This window comes from Ruminiclostridium cellobioparum DSM 1351 = ATCC 15832, from assembly GCF_000621505.1.
GTDB lineage: Bacteria > Bacillota > Clostridia > Acetivibrionales > DSM-1351 > Ruminiclostridium > Ruminiclostridium cellobioparum.
In genome coordinates this window covers 14,900-31,743 of sequence record NZ_JHYD01000045.1, presented here as the reverse complement: position 1 = coordinate 31,743, position 16,844 = coordinate 14,900, and the positions used below count along the sequence as shown (strand labels likewise).

Here is a 16,844-nt window from a genome sequence, read left to right as displayed (position 1 = left end):
ATAAGTGAAAGAGTGATAATTTGAATATAAGCGGGAAGATAAGCGCAGTAAACATTTACAAGAGGTTACTGCCTTTTATAAAAAATCATAAAATATATCTGTCACTTAATATAATTTGTAGTCTTATTAGCTTTGCTATTCCATTAATGCTTGCATATTCTTTTAAAGGACTTACTAATGCCGCATTAAGTAAAGATTTTGAAAGTTTTTTCGGAGATTACTTTTATATATTAATTGCAGCTTTTGTTGCAAATATTCCGGTATCCTTTTTTAGGTCACTAACTCACAACCGTTTTGTTATTTATACTATTCGGGATTTGAGAAATTATGTATTTAATCATGTGGGTAAGTTATCCATACCATACCATGAGTCTAAACATTCAGGTGATTTAAATTCCAGATTGAATAACGATATCGGTTCGGTTGCGACGTCGCTGGAATATGTTAACAGTATCGTTTTTGAGCCTCTAATATTTGTAGGTGTTTTAGTTTATGATTTTACAATAAATTGGAAGCTTCTTTTAGCAACTGTAATTATGTTTCCTCTCACTTTGTTTGTAAACAATCTCCTGACAAAGGTATTTCCATACTATTCAAATATGATAGCCCGGGAGAACTCGTCAGCTAATATTCTAATACAGGAGACTATTGAGGGAATTCACATTATTAAATCATTTCAGCTTGAAAACTTATTTATTAAAAAGTTTAGCGAAACTATGTCAAATGTTTTCCAGTGGGGAAAACGTATTGAAAAGAGAAACATACTGATAACACCTTTAAATATTTTAACAATTATAGTACCTATGGTGGTGGTTAATATTTATGGTGGATATCTTACTTTTAAAAATGAAATAACTATTGGCGACTTTGTAATATTTTTGTATTTGCTGCCTTTCCTGACAGGTTCAATAAATAATATCAGGGGAATATTCAACATGATAAGAACGGCACAAGGAGCAATAATACGAATATTTGAGGTGTTGGACGAACCATATGAAGAAAACCTCGGAAATATTCAGACTTTGAATAATAATAACAATACGGCTCTGGAATTTGAAAATGTAGCATTTTCCTATAAGGATGATGTTGTTGTACTAAATGATATAAATTTCAAATTGCCTGCACGAAAGAAGTTAGTGATTGCAGGAGCAAGTGGAAGTGGAAAAACAACTCTTTTCAAGCTGCTATGTGGGTTTTATAAGCCATCAAAGGGGATAATCAAGGTGTTTGGTGAAAATATCAATGATATAAGTAAGAATTGTTTAAGAGAAAATATTGCTATAGTTTCTCAAGATACATATCTATTTCCTGTAACAATAATGGAGAACATTGCAATGGGAAGAAGCGGGGCTGCAGATGACGAAATTATAAAAGCAGCAAAGGCTGCCAATGCACATGATTTCATTGTGCAATTTCCAGAGGCATATAATACCATTGTTAGTGAGAATAGCACAAACTTATCAGGAGGTCAAAAACAGAGAATTGCTTTAGCTAGAGCACTTTTGAAGGAAGCACCATTAATACTTTTTGATGAGCCGACATCTGCCATTGACTCGAAGACAGAAGCTGACCTGCAAGAAAGTATGAAGGATTACCTTGAGGATAAGTCTGTAGTAATAATTTCTCATAGGCTATCAGCAACAAATGATACCGATGAAGTTATCGTCATAAAGGACGGAGAAGTAATTGGGAGTGGTAGGCATGAGTATCTGCTTAACACATGTGACTATTATAAAAATCTTTATACTATTCAGACTTCTGGAGATATAAATTAAGAATTAAGGAGCGTAGTATTGTGTGATTAAAAAGTTAATGAAAAATGAGTTTGTGAGAGTTTTCCGATTTTTTGGAAAGAGGTTTTGGATTTATGCACTGGCTTTACTTGGTGATCAAATTATAATTGCCATATGCTTCAATATTATTTTTGCATTTATAGTCAAAGACTTGTTCAATGCTGCTGCTCAAATGAATGGAGAACTTTTGAACAGGGCTGTTATCATTGTGTGTGTCTCAACATTGAGTGCATTCATTTTGCAACCTATTTGTAAGTATTTTTTCGGAGTCTCTGTAAGGAAAACTATGGTTGAAATCAGAATAAAAGTGTTCAGTAAACTACAGAAATTACCGCTAAAAAGTTTTGAGAATAGCCATTCGGGAGATTATATATCACGAGTTACAGGCGATATTGATACCATACAAATACTTTATTGGGGACATATTAGCAACTTGGTATTTTCAATTATTCTGGGATTGAGTGCAATGCTCAGTATAATGGCTATCGATTGGAGAATAGGTTTTCCTTTGTTAATTCTTGGTGTGCTTGTAACTATCACTAATACATTGTTCTCTAAATCAGTGAGAAGGGCAAATGATAAAATCAGAGTATTTTACAGTCATATGATTCAAAGTGTTGTTGATTTACTTTCCAGTGTACATTTATCTAAAATATTTCGACTTGAAAAATTAGTCAATGACAAAGTTGTAATGAAAAGTGAGATATTAACAGAAGAGTGCAGGAAAATAGGTAATACATATGCATGGCTAAACAGTATCAATGCAGCTTTTATGCAGCTAAGTACCGCAGGATTGCTAGGTGCAGGCGTATTTATGTTAATTAAGGGCTATATCGATATTGGTTCAGTTATGGCGATGTATACACTCCAAGGCAATATGTACGCTATGTTTAGGAGAATGGGCGGCTTCGTTGCAGATATTCAGAGTTCAATGGCAGGAGTTCACAGAGTTTTTGAAATTTTGGATTCAGAAACGGAAGTTGAACAGCAGGAGACTTTTATTCAGGATAATCTGGAACAGCAAGACTATTCAATCGAAGTTATAGATGTAAACTTTGCATATAAAGATACGGTAGTTCTAAAAAATTTAAATATGGTTATAGGTAATCGAAAATCAATTGCGCTTATTGGAGAGAGTGGTTCGGGAAAGAGTACCATTGTAAAGCTATTGTTAGGCTTTTATAGAGCATCAAGCGGTTGTATAAAGATTGGCGGTAGAGATATTAATGATTTTTCTTTAAAACAGTTGAGAAAGCTAATAGCATATGTGCCCCAAGATCCTGTTTTGTTTAATGATACGATCTTTAATAACATTTCCATTGGATGTGTAAATGCAACAGAAGAAGAGGTTACAGAGGCTGCTAAAGCTGCTGATGCTCATGAATTTATTATGAGTCAACCTGAGGGCTATAATAGTGTTATAAGCGAGAAAGGAAAAAATTTATCCGGAGGACAAAAACAGAGAATAGCTATTGCAAGGGCATTATTTAAAAATGCTCCCATTCTGATAATGGATGAAGCTACATCTGCTTTGGATTCTGAATCAGAAAGATCAATACAGAAAGCTTTAATAAACTTGGCAAGAGAAAGAACGGTGCTGGTTATTGCACATAGACTGACAACGGTTATAAACGCTGATGTTATATATGCCATTGAAAAGGGCAGTGTATCTGAATATGGCAGTCATGCAGAACTTATCAATTCAAATGGTTTGTATGAAAATCTTTTTGAAAAGCAGTTTGGCCAAATTTTTGCAGAGAATTGAATTATAAAATTTTTTAGTTAACTTAAAAAAATGTAGTGTTAAAGGGAGGGATTATCATGCCGTATGATAAAGCTATTGAAGTAATTGGATTACATAAAGTATTTAAATTAGGCCAGGTAGAGCTACCAGTACTCTGTGATGTAAACTTAAATATATACTCAGGTGAGTTTATATCGATTATGGGCGCATCGGGATCTGGGAAAAGCACCCTTCTATATTTGATCGGTGGGCTTGATAATCCAACATCAGGTCAAATAAAAATAAAAGGCAAGAGTATTTCAAGTATGAAAGATAAGGAAGCAAGTTCCATGCGAAGAAAGGATATTGGTTTTATATTTCAATTCTATAATTTAATACCAAATTTAAATGTAGAAGAGAATATAATGCTTTCCTTACTACTGGATGGTAAAAGAGAGAAGTTTTACAAAAAGGAACTGGATGAAATTATACACATTGTTGGTCTCGAAAGCAGAATGAAGCATAAACCAAGAGAATTATCCGGAGGTGAACAACAGAGGGTTGCAATCGCAAGAGCATTAATAAACAGTCCGGATATTATATTGGCGGATGAACCGATTGGAAATCTGGATTCCAAAACAGGAACGGATATTATGAACCTTTTACAAAGAATTAATAGAGAAAAGGGAAAAACTATCATACAAGTTACACATTCTATGGAGTCTGTAAAATACGGAGATAGAATTGTAAAAATTAAAGATGGGATTGTGCTTTCATAAGTTGCTCAATTTTTTTGTATGTTTTGAAATTTTTTACAACAAATGCATGATAAGAATCATCAGTGAAATAAAAAAAATGTAGTATATCAGTACCCAATTTTAGTATATATTCACGTACAAATTGTATTAGGAACGGTAAATCCTCACAATTGATATTAATGCTGCCTTTTAAGGATGCAAGGTTATTCTGCTTTAAATATTTATCAAACTCATCTATATCATTTTCATCATTACATCCGAATAAATCTGCTAAAATAAATCTACACCATTTATCATTGAAGTAGTGGTATATTGAATCTTCGCAGGTTACTATCTCTTGAATTTGGCTTATCACATAAGAGAATGCAAATTCTTCTGCACACCAATAGTGATATTTTTTATAAATAATATCAGACAAATTAAGCACTTCATCAAGAAGAGGTAAATATTTAGCATTCATTCCAATCACACCTGAATTATATTCACAGAAGGATAAAGATATAGAGTATTTTTTTTGCCCATCTGTTATAAAACCTGTCTTTTCCAAGTCGAGACACAACTTATATAGAGAAAAAGGAAAATCCGTTGGATATTTTTTGAAATATTCACCAAGGAACTTTAAATACTCTCTTATTGAGGGACATTTTGAAAATAAGATAAAACGATTATCATTTATTTTATCGAAAAGATGTTCAATATTCTTAATGTGGAAGGTATCACAGTCTATAAAAAGTACATTCCCAGTGTACTTTTCAAAAAAATACTGCAGGGATTTAATTTTTAGCCTGGGCATGTAATTAGTCCCATTAAGCCAGTCATCTAATGTACTATCTGATATTTTTTCATATATGATATTCCCTTCGTATTCCGATAATGCCTTTTTAAAAGGGATAACATTATTGGTAAATATTACGAGGCTTATTTCTTTGCCGGGATTACCATAAGAATTAATGTAAGATAGTATGGAATAAACAGCCATATTTATATATTTAGTCTCTCCAAAAGCACAATATAATAAATAGTTCATAATTTCTCTCCAATGCATGAGTTAATAATTTTGCAATTTCTTTTTATAGAACCATGAAGCAAAAATTAGTGATAAGAGATTGTAATAAATACTAAATTCCCTATTTGTTTTCCATTCATCTTTCAGCTTTAAATATTTAACAAATTATCTCTCTCCGAAGTGGATAGAACATATCGTCTGCTTTATAGCATCACTCTCAATATATATAGGCATTTGGGGTATTTTTAAATTGGAGTAGAGCTGGTTATGGTTTGTAGCAGATTAGTAATCAAGCTTTTTTCAGTTATAATATTGAGTTGAAATTTATTTATTATATCGCGCATCATCTTAGAATCTCTTTTTATATTAATTTTTATGAGCATATTTCTTAATGAGAAATAATCATTTTTTAAATCAGATAAGTTCCTTATTAAATTACAATTATCTAATATGTATCCTTGTTCAACCATATACTTAACTCTCATTTCCATTAATATCTTGTGTTCATACAATAAATGAAATGGACGTATATCAATTTCAGCTTTTTCTTTTGATTGATTCTCTAGTTCCCAAAAGAGTCTATTGATTGCATCAAATCCAAAATCACATTTTTGTTCGTCTAATAAGTCAACTGTTCTCTTAGAATGAAGATAACTATCTAATCCCAAGCGTACCTGTTCCAAATCGAAATTAGATGAAATATCATCTTTGAGTTTTAATAACCGAACATCTATAAGAAAAGTATAATCACCTTTTACATGCCAATAACCATTTTCAATTTCTTCAAATGAACATTCAGTCTTAATAAATTTACCACCTTGCAAGTTATCTGCAATATAGACTATATCCTTTTCCAAATCATAACCATAAATAAAGATTTCATGTGGGAAATGATAGTTTAAGTAATAATCTGATTTAGAAATATAATAACGATCCACGTATAAGAATAGATAATAATCTGAATTTACCGAATCAATAATCAGTTCTTTTAAGGATTTATTCCATTTATTTATTATTATACCTTGCGGTAATATATAGTATGCAATATTTGGACAATTACTCAAAAACATGTGATGATTGTCAAAAGCATATATTTTCCACCCACGAGCATATCTTATTTGAATAAAATTATTAAAAACCCATGGCCACATTTTATCCTGGATTATAGAAAATAAACTTCCATATGATGTATATGTACTTACAATCGGATCTTGCATATACAATGTTTTCCGATTCATTAATTCTCCTCCCTTATTAAACTCTCATTCCTTTAAGCATAGTCCTTTTACTAGTTTCAAAATTTTATGCGTCGAGTTTTCTTATTGGATCAAGTCATCCGGTATTATTGTGTCTAATTCTTCTGTTATGCTTATCGTTAAGGTGAACTTGATTGATAAGTTTGGTAGGCAAGTATATCTCTTTGAGTGTAGCTGTTGCTTTTTCTATGTGCCTATTGTATAAGTTTTAAACTATGTTAAAAGGTTTAATGGTAAATCCCACCTCCTGTGCAGTTTCATTTACTTGACGGGTTGTAAAGAGCGTGATAAGACATAATATTACCGTATACTTAGTTTTTCATATAAGATCTTACGATTTGATTTCACTGTAGTTTTTTACATGTTTCTAAAGGAATTTCTCACCTTAATTGGACCTGGGATTGTTTGTATATACAATAATACCCCTTATTTTACTTAAAAAGGGAATATTACAATGAGTATTGTATCACAACAGAATATCAATGGGAAGCAAATACTGAAAAAAATACTTCCAGTATTTTGGACAGTGAATGTACGATATATGAGCATTTCTGTAATAAAATAAGATGAGCTTTGAAAAAAGAGAACCTCTCATTTGAAAATGATTAAGCAAAATGTCCAAGTAATGCCCGTATCGTAACGAGACCTGTACAGTGTGCTGCTTTATTAAAATATTTTCTGACATGTGTAAACAAACTTACCTTCTTGGGCAGCCATGTCTTTTCAAGCCAGACGAATGAGCATATGACGATCTCCCTGTGTGGAGGAGCTTGTAAAAAAGTACCTATGTATAGCAAGAAGGGAGAAGCCGACTCTGTTGAAAAATTTGGGGTGAAACTCCCCTTATTTACTCGACTGAAAGGTGGGTATCTGAAATAATCAGCTACTTCCTATTCGATGTATAAAACACTGAAAGCCCTTGATTTACAAGGACTTTCAGATAAATTTTGGCGGAGAGAGAGAGATTCGAACTCTCGGACGGGTATTAGCCGTCACACGATTTCCAGTCGTGCGCCTTAGACCAGCTCAGCCATCTCTCCACATAAAATATTTAATTCGGCCTTAAGCCGCTTTTATATTTTACATTACACCATGGTACTTGTCAACAGCAAACTGTCAATAATCATATACAGGTATAACATTCCTCCTGACGCATGTATTGACAGTGTAATTAAACCCGATCAGGTATACAATATAGTTATGAAATACCCTTAACAATAAATTTAGCCGGCTGGATGGCCGGCTGTTTTTTTATCTTTTTTCGATTGGCTGTTAAAGCAATGTGTGTTATGTAAAAAGAATTACTTAATTTGTCCGGATAACTTTAATTTAGAATATGCAAAATCATATTGACTATTCAATACTTCATGGCAGCTAAGAAAGATATTTTCCTGTGAAACCCTTCGTATCTCGTTTATTTCCTCAAGATTTTTATACAGGCAGTCCTTTACATCCGGATCCAGACCTTTTGTATTCATTATGATATCAATGGCGGCATTGACAGATAGTGCACGCCGATAGGGTCTCTCTTCGGTCAATGCTGTAAACATATCACTTATGGCCAGTATTCTTGAACCCAAATCAAGTTCATCGGCCTTCAGCCTGAAGGGATACCCGGAACCATCCAGCTTTTCATGGTGAAAGGCCGCCCAGTTTCGGACTTTGCCAAGGCCGGGTATGGAATCTATAATTCTGTATGTATGGTATGTATGGGTTTTAATAATATTGTACTCATGCTTGTCAAGGGGCCCCGATTTCTCCAGAATCCTTTCAGATATGGCCAGCTTTCCAAGATCATGCATCAGGCCTGCGCAATGCATAAGCTCACAGTCTTCTTTGCTGAAGCCCAGCTTTGAAGCCAGACTGCTGGCACTGGTTGCAACTCCGATTGAATGGGTGGCAGTAAATTTGCTTCTGAAGTCGATTATCCTGTGTGCTACATTGGCAAACTCCAATAAACTCTTGTTGTTCAGGGTTACCAGGTAGGAGGACATTTCATTCTTGATCAGTTCATCAAGATAGGGATTGACAATATCAAACCAAAAATACGGCTTGGGTGCAAGAGTTTCAAATGCCTCTACAACTTCCGGCATAAACATTGTACCTTTACATCTTTCAACCTGATTAAGGATGAATTTTCTCTGATCAAGAATTTCCTTATTTCTATTGATAAGTATATCAATTCTGTCTGCCAGGTGGAGGACATGACTGGCTACAGGTATTTCATCAGTATGAAGATATCCTTCGTCCTGTTCTTCCCAAAAAACATGATGGAATTTGATTATTTCGGCAGCAGCCTTCAATTCTTCAGAATCACTGAGAATAAACCATCCCTTATAGCCATGGGAATGCCTATGTATTGACGAATTTCCGTAATCAAATTCGAATAATGAATTTCTTTCTGATACATTTACGGCACCGCAGTCATGCAGCAGGCTTGCCAAAACGATATCTTTCAGCTCCCGATCCGAAAAATTCAGTTGCTTTGCTATACTGAATGCTATATATGTGACTCTCTTGTGATGATTGGTCAAGCTGCGGTCAATTAAATCAATTGCGCCTGAGAGGGATAAAACCATATTTATAATTGGAATTTGAAGATCCATTTTACCACCTTTTATTATTTTATATATTAAATTATGACATAATATAGAATTATTTTACTATAAACCCATTGCATTTGGAATGAAATTTCAGATGAAATATCCATAAAAATGCTGGGCTATAGCTGGTAAAGTTGTATATACAGGTTTTATGCATTTTTTCCGATACAATACATTTGAGGGTATGGATTCCACGAGCTCTTTATGATATCATCAGTCGCCATTTTTCAGACCTTATTTCAGACCTTAATATTACAAATTAATACATTTTTCTTCAATTAACCTATAAACTTTAATCAAAAAATTTCGTATAATTTATATAAATAGCTGAGGGATGTTGACAGGGGGGAATCCGATTGCAGGAAGTGGAAAAATTGTTTGTTTATTTTACCATTTACAGCTTTATTGGATGGTTTTGTGAGGTTGTATTCTGTTCCTTTTTATCAAAAAGAATTGTAAACAGAGGTTTTCTGGCGGGGCCTGTGTGTCCTGTGTACGGTTTTGGAGCTCTTTTTATTATATGGCTGCTGGAACCTGTAGCCTTTAGTCTGCCGTTCGTTTTTATAACCGGTATGGCAATTACAAGCATTATTGAGTATATAACAGGCTGGCTGCTTGAGACTTTTTTCGGAACAAGATGGTGGGATTACAGTAATAAGAGGTTTAACCTGCAAGGCCGGGTATGTCTGGAGAATTCCATTTGTTTTGGAATGATGGGCGTCCTGCTTATAGAGGTCATTCATCCAATAACCGAAAAGCTGGTTGGGAACATACCCTATTCCTATTTGATGATTATAGACATTTTATTATTTGTAGTTTTTATCGTGGACAGCATCTTTACGCTTAATACGCTGGTAAATCTTAATGAGCGGCTCAGGAAGCTATATGAATTTACAGAGGAACTCCGTAAAAATACCGATATTCAGGAATGGTTCAATGAGCGGGAATTCCTGAAAAGCTTTGAAAAGCTGAAAATCATCATAGAAGAAGGCAAGGCCGGTATAAATCAAAAGATAGAAATAGGCAGAACAAGTCTTAATAACAAATTGGAGGAAAGTAAGGCAAATTTAAATCAGATAATCGAAGAAAGTAAAACAGGCTTTAATCACAAGTTTGAGGAGAGCAAACTGGAACTTAATAAAAAGCTGAGGGAAAAGTTTGAAGCCCTAACTGCCAAAAGAGGCAGCGGACACAGGTTAATCAAAGCTTTTCCTGGAATGCGCAGCGTCAGGTATAACGCACAGCTGGGCCATTTGAAGGAAGCTCTGAAAGAATTGAAACAAAAGGTGACCAAGTAAGGAGTGGCTGATATTTAAAGCATCTGCTGAAGTAATAAAAAAATTTAATATTCAAAACACCTGCTGTTATGGGCCTGCAAGCATGCAGGCTTTTTTGCGGCTTTTTATTGACAGTGCTGTCATTAATGTATATACTGTATATGTAACATATATAACAGTATATACATCCGAACGGAGGATATAAGTGAAAATTATTATTTCAAATACCTCGGGTATACCCATTTATGAACAGATAAAAGAGCAGATCAAAAGTTCCATTCTTTCGGGGGAAATAGAAGAGAATGAGCTTCTGCCCTCCTTGCGCCAGCTGGCCAGAGATCTTAAAATAAGCGTTCTTACCACCACCAGAGCATATACCGAGTTGGAGCAGGAGGGATATGTGACAAATGTTCAGGGAAAGGGCTGCTACGTTATGGGAAGGGGCTCTGAACTGATCCGTGAACAGCTGCTGAGAGAAATAGAGGATAATCTGGTTTCGGCGATTAGATCAGCAAGAAGGGCGGGCGTATCAGAGGAAGAACTTGTAAAAATGCTTGGAATACTTATGGAGGAGGATGAAAATGAGTAATGTTATAGAAATAGAGGGCCTTTGTAAAAAATATGATAAATTTACCCTGAACAATATAAACCTTTCATTGCCGGAAGGGTATATCATGGGGCTCATAGGGCCAAATGGAGCAGGCAAGACTACAACCATAAAACTTATGCTCAATATGATAAAAAAGTCAGGCGGAAGTATAAAAATCCTTGGTATGGACAGTATTGACGACCAGGGCAGGATAAAGGAAAACATAGGCGCCGTATTCGATTCCAGTTATTTTGTACAGGACTGGACCATTAAGCAGGTGGAAAAATCCATTGGTATTTTTTATTCAACCTGGGACAGTAAAAAGTTTCATAATATGATTAAAAACTTTGGTCTGGATAAAAATAAAAAGGTTAAAGAACTTTCCCGGGGAATGCAGATGAAATTAATGGTGGCCTGCGCGTTGTCCCACGATGCCAGACTGCTGATTCTTGATGAACCTACCAGTGGGCTGGATCCTGTGGCCAGAGATGAATTTCTTGATATTTTATCTGAATTTATACAGGACGGTAAAAGAAGTGTGCTGTTCTCTACCCATATAACCTCTGATTTGGATAAGATTGCAGACTATATTACGTTTATAAATAATGGTAATTTATTTTTCACCGGGTCAAAGGATGATTTTATAGACGGTTTCAGGATGGTCAAGGGGGGCAAAAATGACCTTGGCAGAGAACAGGAAAGAATGCTTATGGGTATAAGGAAGTATTCAACAGGCTTTGAAGGATTGATTAGGACCAGTGATATCAAGAGCTTTAGTAACATGAGCTGTGAACCTGTTTCAATAGACGATATTATTATTTTTACCAGCAAGGGAGGCAGTAATAATGAATAATGTTATAAAAATGATAAAGCTTGATATTTCGTTAATCAAACCATATTCCAAATCGCTGCTGATAGTTTTTCTGGTTCCGTTGATTGTAATATTCGGAACACAGGATATAATTTCAGGAGTTATATTTTGTATGAGTATTATGGCAATGACTTCAAGCTACACCTTTTCCATAGCTGAGAAAAATGATCTCAACAGGCTTTATGGATTACTGCCCGTGACCAAGAGAGATATTGTGACAGGCAGATATATGTTCTCAGCACTTACAGGAGTTATTGCCGTCTTATTCGGAGTGGTAATGAATGTTGTAATTCTGACATTTACAAAAAAATCATTTTCATATCAGGATACAGTAATAGCAGTAAGCGTGGGATTGATGCTGTATACACTTTTTACGGCGATACAACTGCCGGGGTTTTTCAAGTTTGGTGCCATTAAAGGCAGATTTATTACTTTCATCCCTTTTATAGGAATGTTTCTGGTCGGGGTTATAGCTAAAGGTGTCAGTCCGGAAAATCTTCAAAAAATTCCTGATATTGCTGTATTAAATAATGTCTCCGCCTTTTTTGCAGTCTCGATTTTGCTGGATATCGTAATTTACGGCATTTCAATGGGATTTACTCAGAAGTTGTATGATGGAATGGAGCTATAGTTTTCCTACTGAAAGAATATGGAAAAATAAAAAACTTGAAACACTGTGGTTTTCCGTGTAGAATATATATGCTGAAGTTAGTTGACATACAATATAAACAAGTAAACGGCTTTAGCTGATTTTGGAGAGGTATCGAAGAGGTCATAACGGGGCTGACTCGAAATCAGTTTGACGGAAACGTCACGCGGGTTCGAATCCCGCCCTCTCCGCCACAATTTGCCTGAAAAGCCTGATTTTATCAGGCTTTTCAGCGTTTTATACATAAAATTTTAGTGCGTTTGCGGGCTTTTTTCATTATAATTTTTCAATAAAAAAGAGTTTCCTCTTTTTTATCCCTGCATTGCTTCTATTAATTAATTTTTTGTTCCTATGATATTTATTGCCCTTTTAATAAATGGACTGATCTATTTTACCAACCATCCATAATCCTGCCTGCAATCCACAATATAATCAACGTACACCGACTGATCTTTAATCTGATACAGAATCAGATACCATTTCGCAATGAATATCTTGCGGTTAGCATCCATCAATTCATTCTCGCTTCGGCGGTTCATTGGAAATCGCATAAGAAGGTGAAAGAAGGGTTTCAACAGTCTTTGCTGCCAGCGTCCTGGTGTGTCATTATCTATGTGGACGTTTTATATTATTAAAAGTTGATTTAACTCTTTATATAATTTGAAATGTTTGTGATATACTTATCTCTATAATCTTTATCTTGCTGAAGAATTGAATCTTAAAATAAGGAGGAAAACAATATGTTAGGGCACTATCTCATGTTTAACAGGAATTGTGCCGAGGCTCTTTTAGTCTACGAAAAGGCCTTTGATGCGAAAATAACTGAAATGCAAAAATATGGCGATATGCCGCCAAACCCAAACTTCCCTGTTCCGGAGGAGAACAAAGAGCTTGTGCTTCACTCCCGTATCCAATTGGACGGCGGGGAAATTATGTGTGCCGATGCGTCCGAGCGGGGCGAAGCGGGTAACAATATGTACGTTTCCATCACTACAAAGGACGCGGCACTCATCCAAAGGGCATGGAACATACTAAAGCAGGATGGCGAAATCTATATGGAGCTTACAGAGTCGTTTTTCGCCGTGCTGCACGGTTCGCTTCGCGACCGCTTTGGCATCAATTGGATGTTTACTGCGATTAAATAGGAATGCGTATTTACGCACCCAAACTCGCTTACATGGCTAACGGGTGCTGACGGAACTAAAGGTGCAGAAACAGTTGTGACTGTGGAATTAGAAATGGTTGAGAGTGGAACAATATTACGATTAAATCATGCAGGGCTTTCAGATGAAGAATCAAGGGACAAGCATGAACAGGCATGGCCCTTGGTTCTTCATCAACTGGAGGATAGGTTGATAAAGTTTTCTCACAGTTAATGTGCAATCATATAATTGGAAGTATCAGATAATGGGAATTTATCTGTCAAAGGAGAAAATATGAATTGGCTTAACGAAGTGCAAAATAGAGTTTAACAGAAAGAATAAGGTTCTTTTTGCTAAAAATAGTGAAATTTTAGCTGATTTAACCGCATTGATTCAAGAACAAAATCATCGGACAATGGTCTTGTGGGCATTTGAATTTGCCGATGAAACCGCTCAAAAGTTGTTTGAGCGTTATCCAAACAAAAAGCGACTTGGATCCGCTGTGCTGACATCAAAAGATTGGGCTGCTGGTAAAGTGAAAATGCCCGTGGCCAAGCGCGCGATTTTGCAGGCTCACGCAGTGGCAAAGGAAATCGACTCTCTTGAAGATATAGCTTTGTGCCATGCCATTGGGCAAGCTTGCGGCGTAGTTCATGCAAATGGACATGCTATCGGATTTCCAATCTATGATTTAACAGCTATAATTAGGAAATATGGTGTACCGGCTCTATCGAGCTTAAAAAGGAAACGCTAATGGAACCCGGCATCGCTATAAAGCTGGTGGATTGGGCGATGCAAAACTATGCTAACAAATATCCTGAAAATATTATTTTGGTAGCATTTTCTTCATAACACCCGTGAAAACTCACGGATAACAACTCGAAATCATTTAACATGCGGGCATTTACAGCACCCATTATATATTCTTTGGATTTGAAATGATGATAAATGGCACCTTTGCTTAAATTGCCAAATTCATTGATAATGTCTTGAACCGTTATATGTTCATACCCTTTTGTCATGAATAATTTCATTGCTGTATCAAGGATACGGTTTACAGCTATCTCCGGATACTTATTACGTGCCAAATTTTATCACCTCACCCAAAATACAGACTGTTAGTACGTATTGTATATTGCAGTATTATTATGTCAAGGTAGCCGGTTAAGGACCATGAACGCGAAATTGCGATTTTTACAAATAAATATCAGAAAACTCGATTTTCACTTTTTCAATTCTGCCCAGTTCATCTACGGCAGCTACTTCTGCTTTTGCCCCCTCAATTGTATAGGAGGGGAGTTCAACAATAAATTCACTTCCCTCCCCAACCCGGCTGTTTACGTATATCATGCCCTTATGCATATCAATAATTGATTTGGAAATTGACAAACCTATACCACTTCCCTCTGAACTCTTGGTAAAGGATCTGTCCACCTGCACCAGCCTGTCAAAAATGGCAGATTGCAGCTCCTCGGGTATCCCTATACCCGTATCTTTTACCGATATTACTACATAATTATCCTGCTCGAACATATTTACGGTGATGGATCCTCCGGGAGAAGTAAATTTCATGGCATTTGAAAGCAGATTCAAAATAACTCTTTCTATTTTATCCAAATCAATTGCAATCACTTTCTCTTCCATCTCGGTATCGAATATCAGGGAAATATTCTTATTTTTAATGAGGCCTGCGACAGACAGGACAATATCTTCGGTGGCTTTGACAATATCCTGGTTCTCAAGCTGCAGATTCATATTTCCGCAGTCAATGGTATTTATATCTATGATGTTTGTTACAAGACGGATTAGTCTGTAGCAGTTCTGCTTTATTGAGGACATGTATTTTTTCATGCAGGAAGCGGAAATGGGAGACCGGTCATCCTTGAGTTTATACTCCAGCAGCTGTTCGGCAGATAATATAACGTTAATAGGGGTCTTGAATTCATGAGAAATATTTGCAAATAACGATATCCTGAGTTTTTCAAGTTCAAGTGTTGAGTTCATTTTAACTAGTTCGTCGGTTTGCGACTGAACCTTCCTGATAAGTTCTTCGTTAAGAGCATCTATTTCCTTATTTTTATCAGCAATAATCTGCTGGTTTATGACATGGCCGCAAAATGTCCAATAACTTATGATGGAAATAAATAAAGAAATTATAACCATAAAGAAAGAATTGGTTATATGTCCGTAAAGTATCGTTTCCGGGATACCTGTAATCAACATGCCGATTAACAAGGATATGAAAGCGGATGGGAATAGAATAAGGCTTTGGGCAGGGGGCATAATGAGCAGGGCAGACATGCAGAACAGGGTTAACAGATAGGCCGAAATCTGGCTGTGTATGAATTGGGCATTGAAGGACATCAATTCAGACCAAATGATCATGACAATATTTATGGACAGGTTAATATATTTATAGTTATTCAGGTTTTTTATTTTTATATGATATAAAGCCAGATAAAATAATAGGATGGGATACAGGCTTAAATGCAGGTAGAACACATTCTTGTAGGCAGACTCAGCCAATTTGCCTCTGAAAATCAGAATATCGGTCAGGACCAGAATACTGTTTGCGAATAATAGAACCCACATTATATTTACAATCCTGACAATGTTAAGCCTGAGAATCTGTTCATTTATTTCTTTGGAATACTTTTTGTACAGCTCTTTAGGATTCTTTAATACAAGTACATTACAAAGAAGATTATATATACCCATAATAGCGTCTCCTTCAAAATAAATTTGAACACTTAATTATGAGTTCTACATTATAATACAAATTCCTCTACTAATTGGTAATTTATCCAATATTTTTTGTAGGCTGGCCGACAGCTTTTTGAAGTTTCAGGATTCCTGTTTTGTTGTCCCATTCGTTGAGATAGCAGGGATACTGGTTACCGCACGTTTTGCACTCAAGGTACTGATGGGCGTCTTTCTGCTCTCTTTTATCAAACATAAAAGGAAGAAATTCCCCTGTATTTTTAAAGCCGGGAGCATCAGAGTCTATGTTGTACGAATAGACATAGGTTGCTTCGTACTTTATTAGAAAATTATGGCCTTTACAGTTTGGGCACTCCAGAAGCTGTTCATCATTCATTTTATAAATCCCTCTTAACCTGTGTAATCAATATACATATGCAATCAATATGGCCCAAAAATTAAAAAGTTATTCAATTT

General features: G+C 35.5%; 14 protein-coding genes, 2 tRNA genes and 3 pseudogenes. 11 read left to right on the top strand and 8 right to left on the bottom strand.

Annotated elements, in window-relative coordinates; translation table 11 throughout:
• Nucleotides 1-20 precede the first annotated feature (20 nt).
• The 3 genes from T344_RS0116265 to T344_RS0116255 are packed head-to-tail and all read left to right on the top strand — an operon-like array spanning nucleotide 21 to nucleotide 4,295.
• Nucleotides 21-1,775 (top strand): ABC transporter ATP-binding protein, encoded by a 1,755-nt coding sequence (locus T344_RS0116265; protein WP_027629587.1) that lies wholly within the window; start codon nucleotides 21-23, stop codon nucleotides 1,773-1,775.
• A 22-nt stretch (nucleotides 1,776-1,797) separates the two neighbouring features.
• Nucleotides 1,798-3,558, top strand: a complete 1,761-nt coding sequence (locus T344_RS0116260) for an ABC transporter ATP-binding protein (protein ID WP_027629586.1) — start codon at nucleotides 1,798-1,800, stop codon at nucleotides 3,556-3,558.
• Nucleotides 3,559-3,614: 56 nt separating this feature from the next.
• Nucleotides 3,615-4,295 carry an ABC transporter ATP-binding protein gene (locus T344_RS0116255; protein ID WP_027629585.1) on the top strand — a complete coding sequence of 227 codons (681 nt, stop codon included), beginning with the start codon at nucleotides 3,615-3,617 and terminating at the stop codon, nucleotides 4,293-4,295.
• Here T344_RS0116255 and T344_RS0116250 read toward each other — a convergent pair.
• The 4 genes from T344_RS0116250 to T344_RS28465 form a co-directional block, all read right to left on the bottom strand.
• Complete coding sequence (locus tag T344_RS0116250; protein WP_027629584.1) at nucleotides 4,270-5,301, bottom strand: hypothetical protein; 1,032 nt, start codon at nucleotides 5,299-5,301, stop codon at nucleotides 4,270-4,272. The two genes, T344_RS0116255 and T344_RS0116250, sit on opposite strands and share 26 nt — an antisense overlap.
• 224 nt (nucleotides 5,302-5,525) lie before the next feature.
• On the bottom strand, nucleotides 5,526-6,518 hold the full coding sequence (locus T344_RS0116245) for a cysteine peptidase family C39 domain-containing protein (protein ID WP_027629583.1): 993 nt from the start codon (nucleotides 6,516-6,518) through the stop codon (nucleotides 5,526-5,528).
• Between the two features lie 966 nt (nucleotides 6,519-7,484).
• Nucleotides 7,485-7,576: transfer RNA gene (locus tag T344_RS0116235), tRNA-Ser, on the bottom strand.
• 261 nt (nucleotides 7,577-7,837) lie between these two features.
• Nucleotides 7,838-9,142 (bottom strand): HD-GYP domain-containing protein, encoded by a 1,305-nt coding sequence (locus tag T344_RS28465; RefSeq protein ID WP_034861851.1) that lies wholly within the window; start codon nucleotides 9,140-9,142, stop codon nucleotides 7,838-7,840.
• Nucleotides 9,143-9,504: 362 nt separating this feature from the next.
• Here T344_RS28465 and T344_RS0116225 point away from each other — a divergent pair, with 362 nt between their 5' ends.
• The 5 genes from T344_RS0116225 (at nucleotide 9,505) to T344_RS0116200 (ending at nucleotide 12,719) form a co-directional block, all read left to right on the top strand.
• The gene (locus T344_RS0116225; protein WP_242842098.1) at nucleotides 9,505-10,437 is read left to right on the top strand and encodes a putative ABC transporter permease; all 933 of its coding nucleotides are present in this window, start codon (nucleotides 9,505-9,507) and stop codon (nucleotides 10,435-10,437) included.
• Nucleotides 10,438-10,621: 184 nt separating this feature from the next.
• The gene (locus tag T344_RS0116215) at nucleotides 10,622-11,005 is read left to right on the top strand and encodes a GntR family transcriptional regulator (RefSeq protein WP_004625643.1); all 384 of its coding nucleotides are present in this window, start codon (nucleotides 10,622-10,624) and stop codon (nucleotides 11,003-11,005) included.
• Nucleotides 10,998-11,858: an ABC transporter ATP-binding protein gene (locus tag T344_RS0116210; protein ID WP_027629581.1), complete on the top strand. Its 861-nt coding sequence runs from the start codon at nucleotides 10,998-11,000 to the stop codon at nucleotides 11,856-11,858. Before T344_RS0116215 ends, T344_RS0116210 begins: the two co-directional genes overlap by 8 nt.
• The gene (locus T344_RS0116205) at nucleotides 11,851-12,507 is read left to right on the top strand and encodes an ABC-2 transporter permease (RefSeq protein ID WP_027629580.1); all 657 of its coding nucleotides are present in this window, start codon (nucleotides 11,851-11,853) and stop codon (nucleotides 12,505-12,507) included. Before T344_RS0116210 ends, T344_RS0116205 begins: the two co-directional genes overlap by 8 nt.
• A 123-nt stretch (nucleotides 12,508-12,630) precedes the next feature.
• Nucleotides 12,631-12,719, top strand: a tRNA-Ser gene (locus tag T344_RS0116200).
• A gap of 192 nt (nucleotides 12,720-12,911) precedes the next feature.
• Here the strand turns inward: T344_RS0116200 and T344_RS30440 are convergent.
• Nucleotides 12,912-13,058, bottom strand: a pseudogene (locus tag T344_RS30440) (type II toxin-antitoxin system RelE/ParE family toxin); the annotation flags it as partial.
• 207 nt (nucleotides 13,059-13,265) lie between these two features.
• On the opposite strand from T344_RS30440, the gene T344_RS0116195 reads away from it, so the two are divergent.
• The 3 genes and pseudogenes from T344_RS0116195 (at nucleotide 13,266) to T344_RS28460 (ending at nucleotide 14,421) form a co-directional block, all read left to right on the top strand.
• A complete protein-coding gene (locus tag T344_RS0116195; RefSeq protein WP_027629579.1) occupies nucleotides 13,266-13,670 on the top strand; it encodes a VOC family protein in 405 nt (134 codons plus the stop codon).
• Nucleotides 13,671-13,709: 39 nt separating this feature from the next.
• Nucleotides 13,710-13,901, top strand: a pseudogene (locus T344_RS30435) (SRPBCC family protein); the annotation flags it as partial.
• Between the two features lie 154 nt (nucleotides 13,902-14,055).
• Entirely contained in the window at nucleotides 14,056-14,421 is a 366-nt protein-coding gene (locus T344_RS28460; RefSeq protein ID WP_051571951.1) for a putative immunity protein, read from the top strand.
• 139 nt (nucleotides 14,422-14,560) lie between these two features.
• Here T344_RS28460 and T344_RS0116185 read toward each other — a convergent pair.
• The 3 genes and pseudogenes from T344_RS0116185 to T344_RS0116175 all read right to left on the bottom strand — a co-directional run.
• A pseudogene (locus T344_RS0116185) lies at nucleotides 14,561-14,755 on the bottom strand (TetR/AcrR family transcriptional regulator); the annotation flags it as partial.
• 106 nt (nucleotides 14,756-14,861) lie between these two features.
• Entirely contained in the window at nucleotides 14,862-16,385 is a 1,524-nt protein-coding gene (locus T344_RS29870) for a sensor histidine kinase (RefSeq protein WP_051571949.1), read from the bottom strand.
• Nucleotides 16,386-16,467: 82 nt separating this feature from the next.
• On the bottom strand, nucleotides 16,468-16,764 hold the full coding sequence (locus T344_RS0116175) for a hypothetical protein (RefSeq protein WP_004625524.1): 297 nt from the start codon (nucleotides 16,762-16,764) through the stop codon (nucleotides 16,468-16,470).
• Nucleotides 16,765-16,844 lie beyond the last annotated feature (80 nt).

Excerpts from the sequence above, each read along its gene's own strand:
- T344_RS0116210 (WP_027629581.1), top strand. The coding sequence starts at position 10,998 with ATGAGTAATGTTATAGAAATAGAGGGCCTTTGTAAAAAATATGATAAA.
- T344_RS0116250 (WP_027629584.1), bottom strand. The coding sequence starts at position 5,301 with ATGAACTATTTATTATATTGTGCTTTTGGAGAGACTAAATATATAAAT.
- T344_RS0116175 (WP_004625524.1), bottom strand. The coding sequence starts at position 16,764 with ATGAATGATGAACAGCTTCTGGAGTGCCCAAACTGTAAAGGCCATAAT.
- T344_RS0116195 (WP_027629579.1), top strand. The coding sequence starts at position 13,266 with ATGTTAGGGCACTATCTCATGTTTAACAGGAATTGTGCCGAGGCTCTT.
- T344_RS0116245 (WP_027629583.1), bottom strand. The coding sequence starts at position 6,518 with ATGAATCGGAAAACATTGTATATGCAAGATCCGATTGTAAGTACATAT.
- T344_RS0116205 (WP_027629580.1), top strand. The coding sequence starts at position 11,851 with ATGAATAATGTTATAAAAATGATAAAGCTTGATATTTCGTTAATCAAA.
- T344_RS29870 (WP_051571949.1), bottom strand. The coding sequence starts at position 16,385 with ATGGGTATATATAATCTTCTTTGTAATGTACTTGTATTAAAGAATCCT.
- T344_RS0116255 (WP_027629585.1), top strand. The coding sequence starts at position 3,615 with ATGCCGTATGATAAAGCTATTGAAGTAATTGGATTACATAAAGTATTT.
- T344_RS28465 (WP_034861851.1), bottom strand. The coding sequence starts at position 9,142 with ATGGATCTTCAAATTCCAATTATAAATATGGTTTTATCCCTCTCAGGC.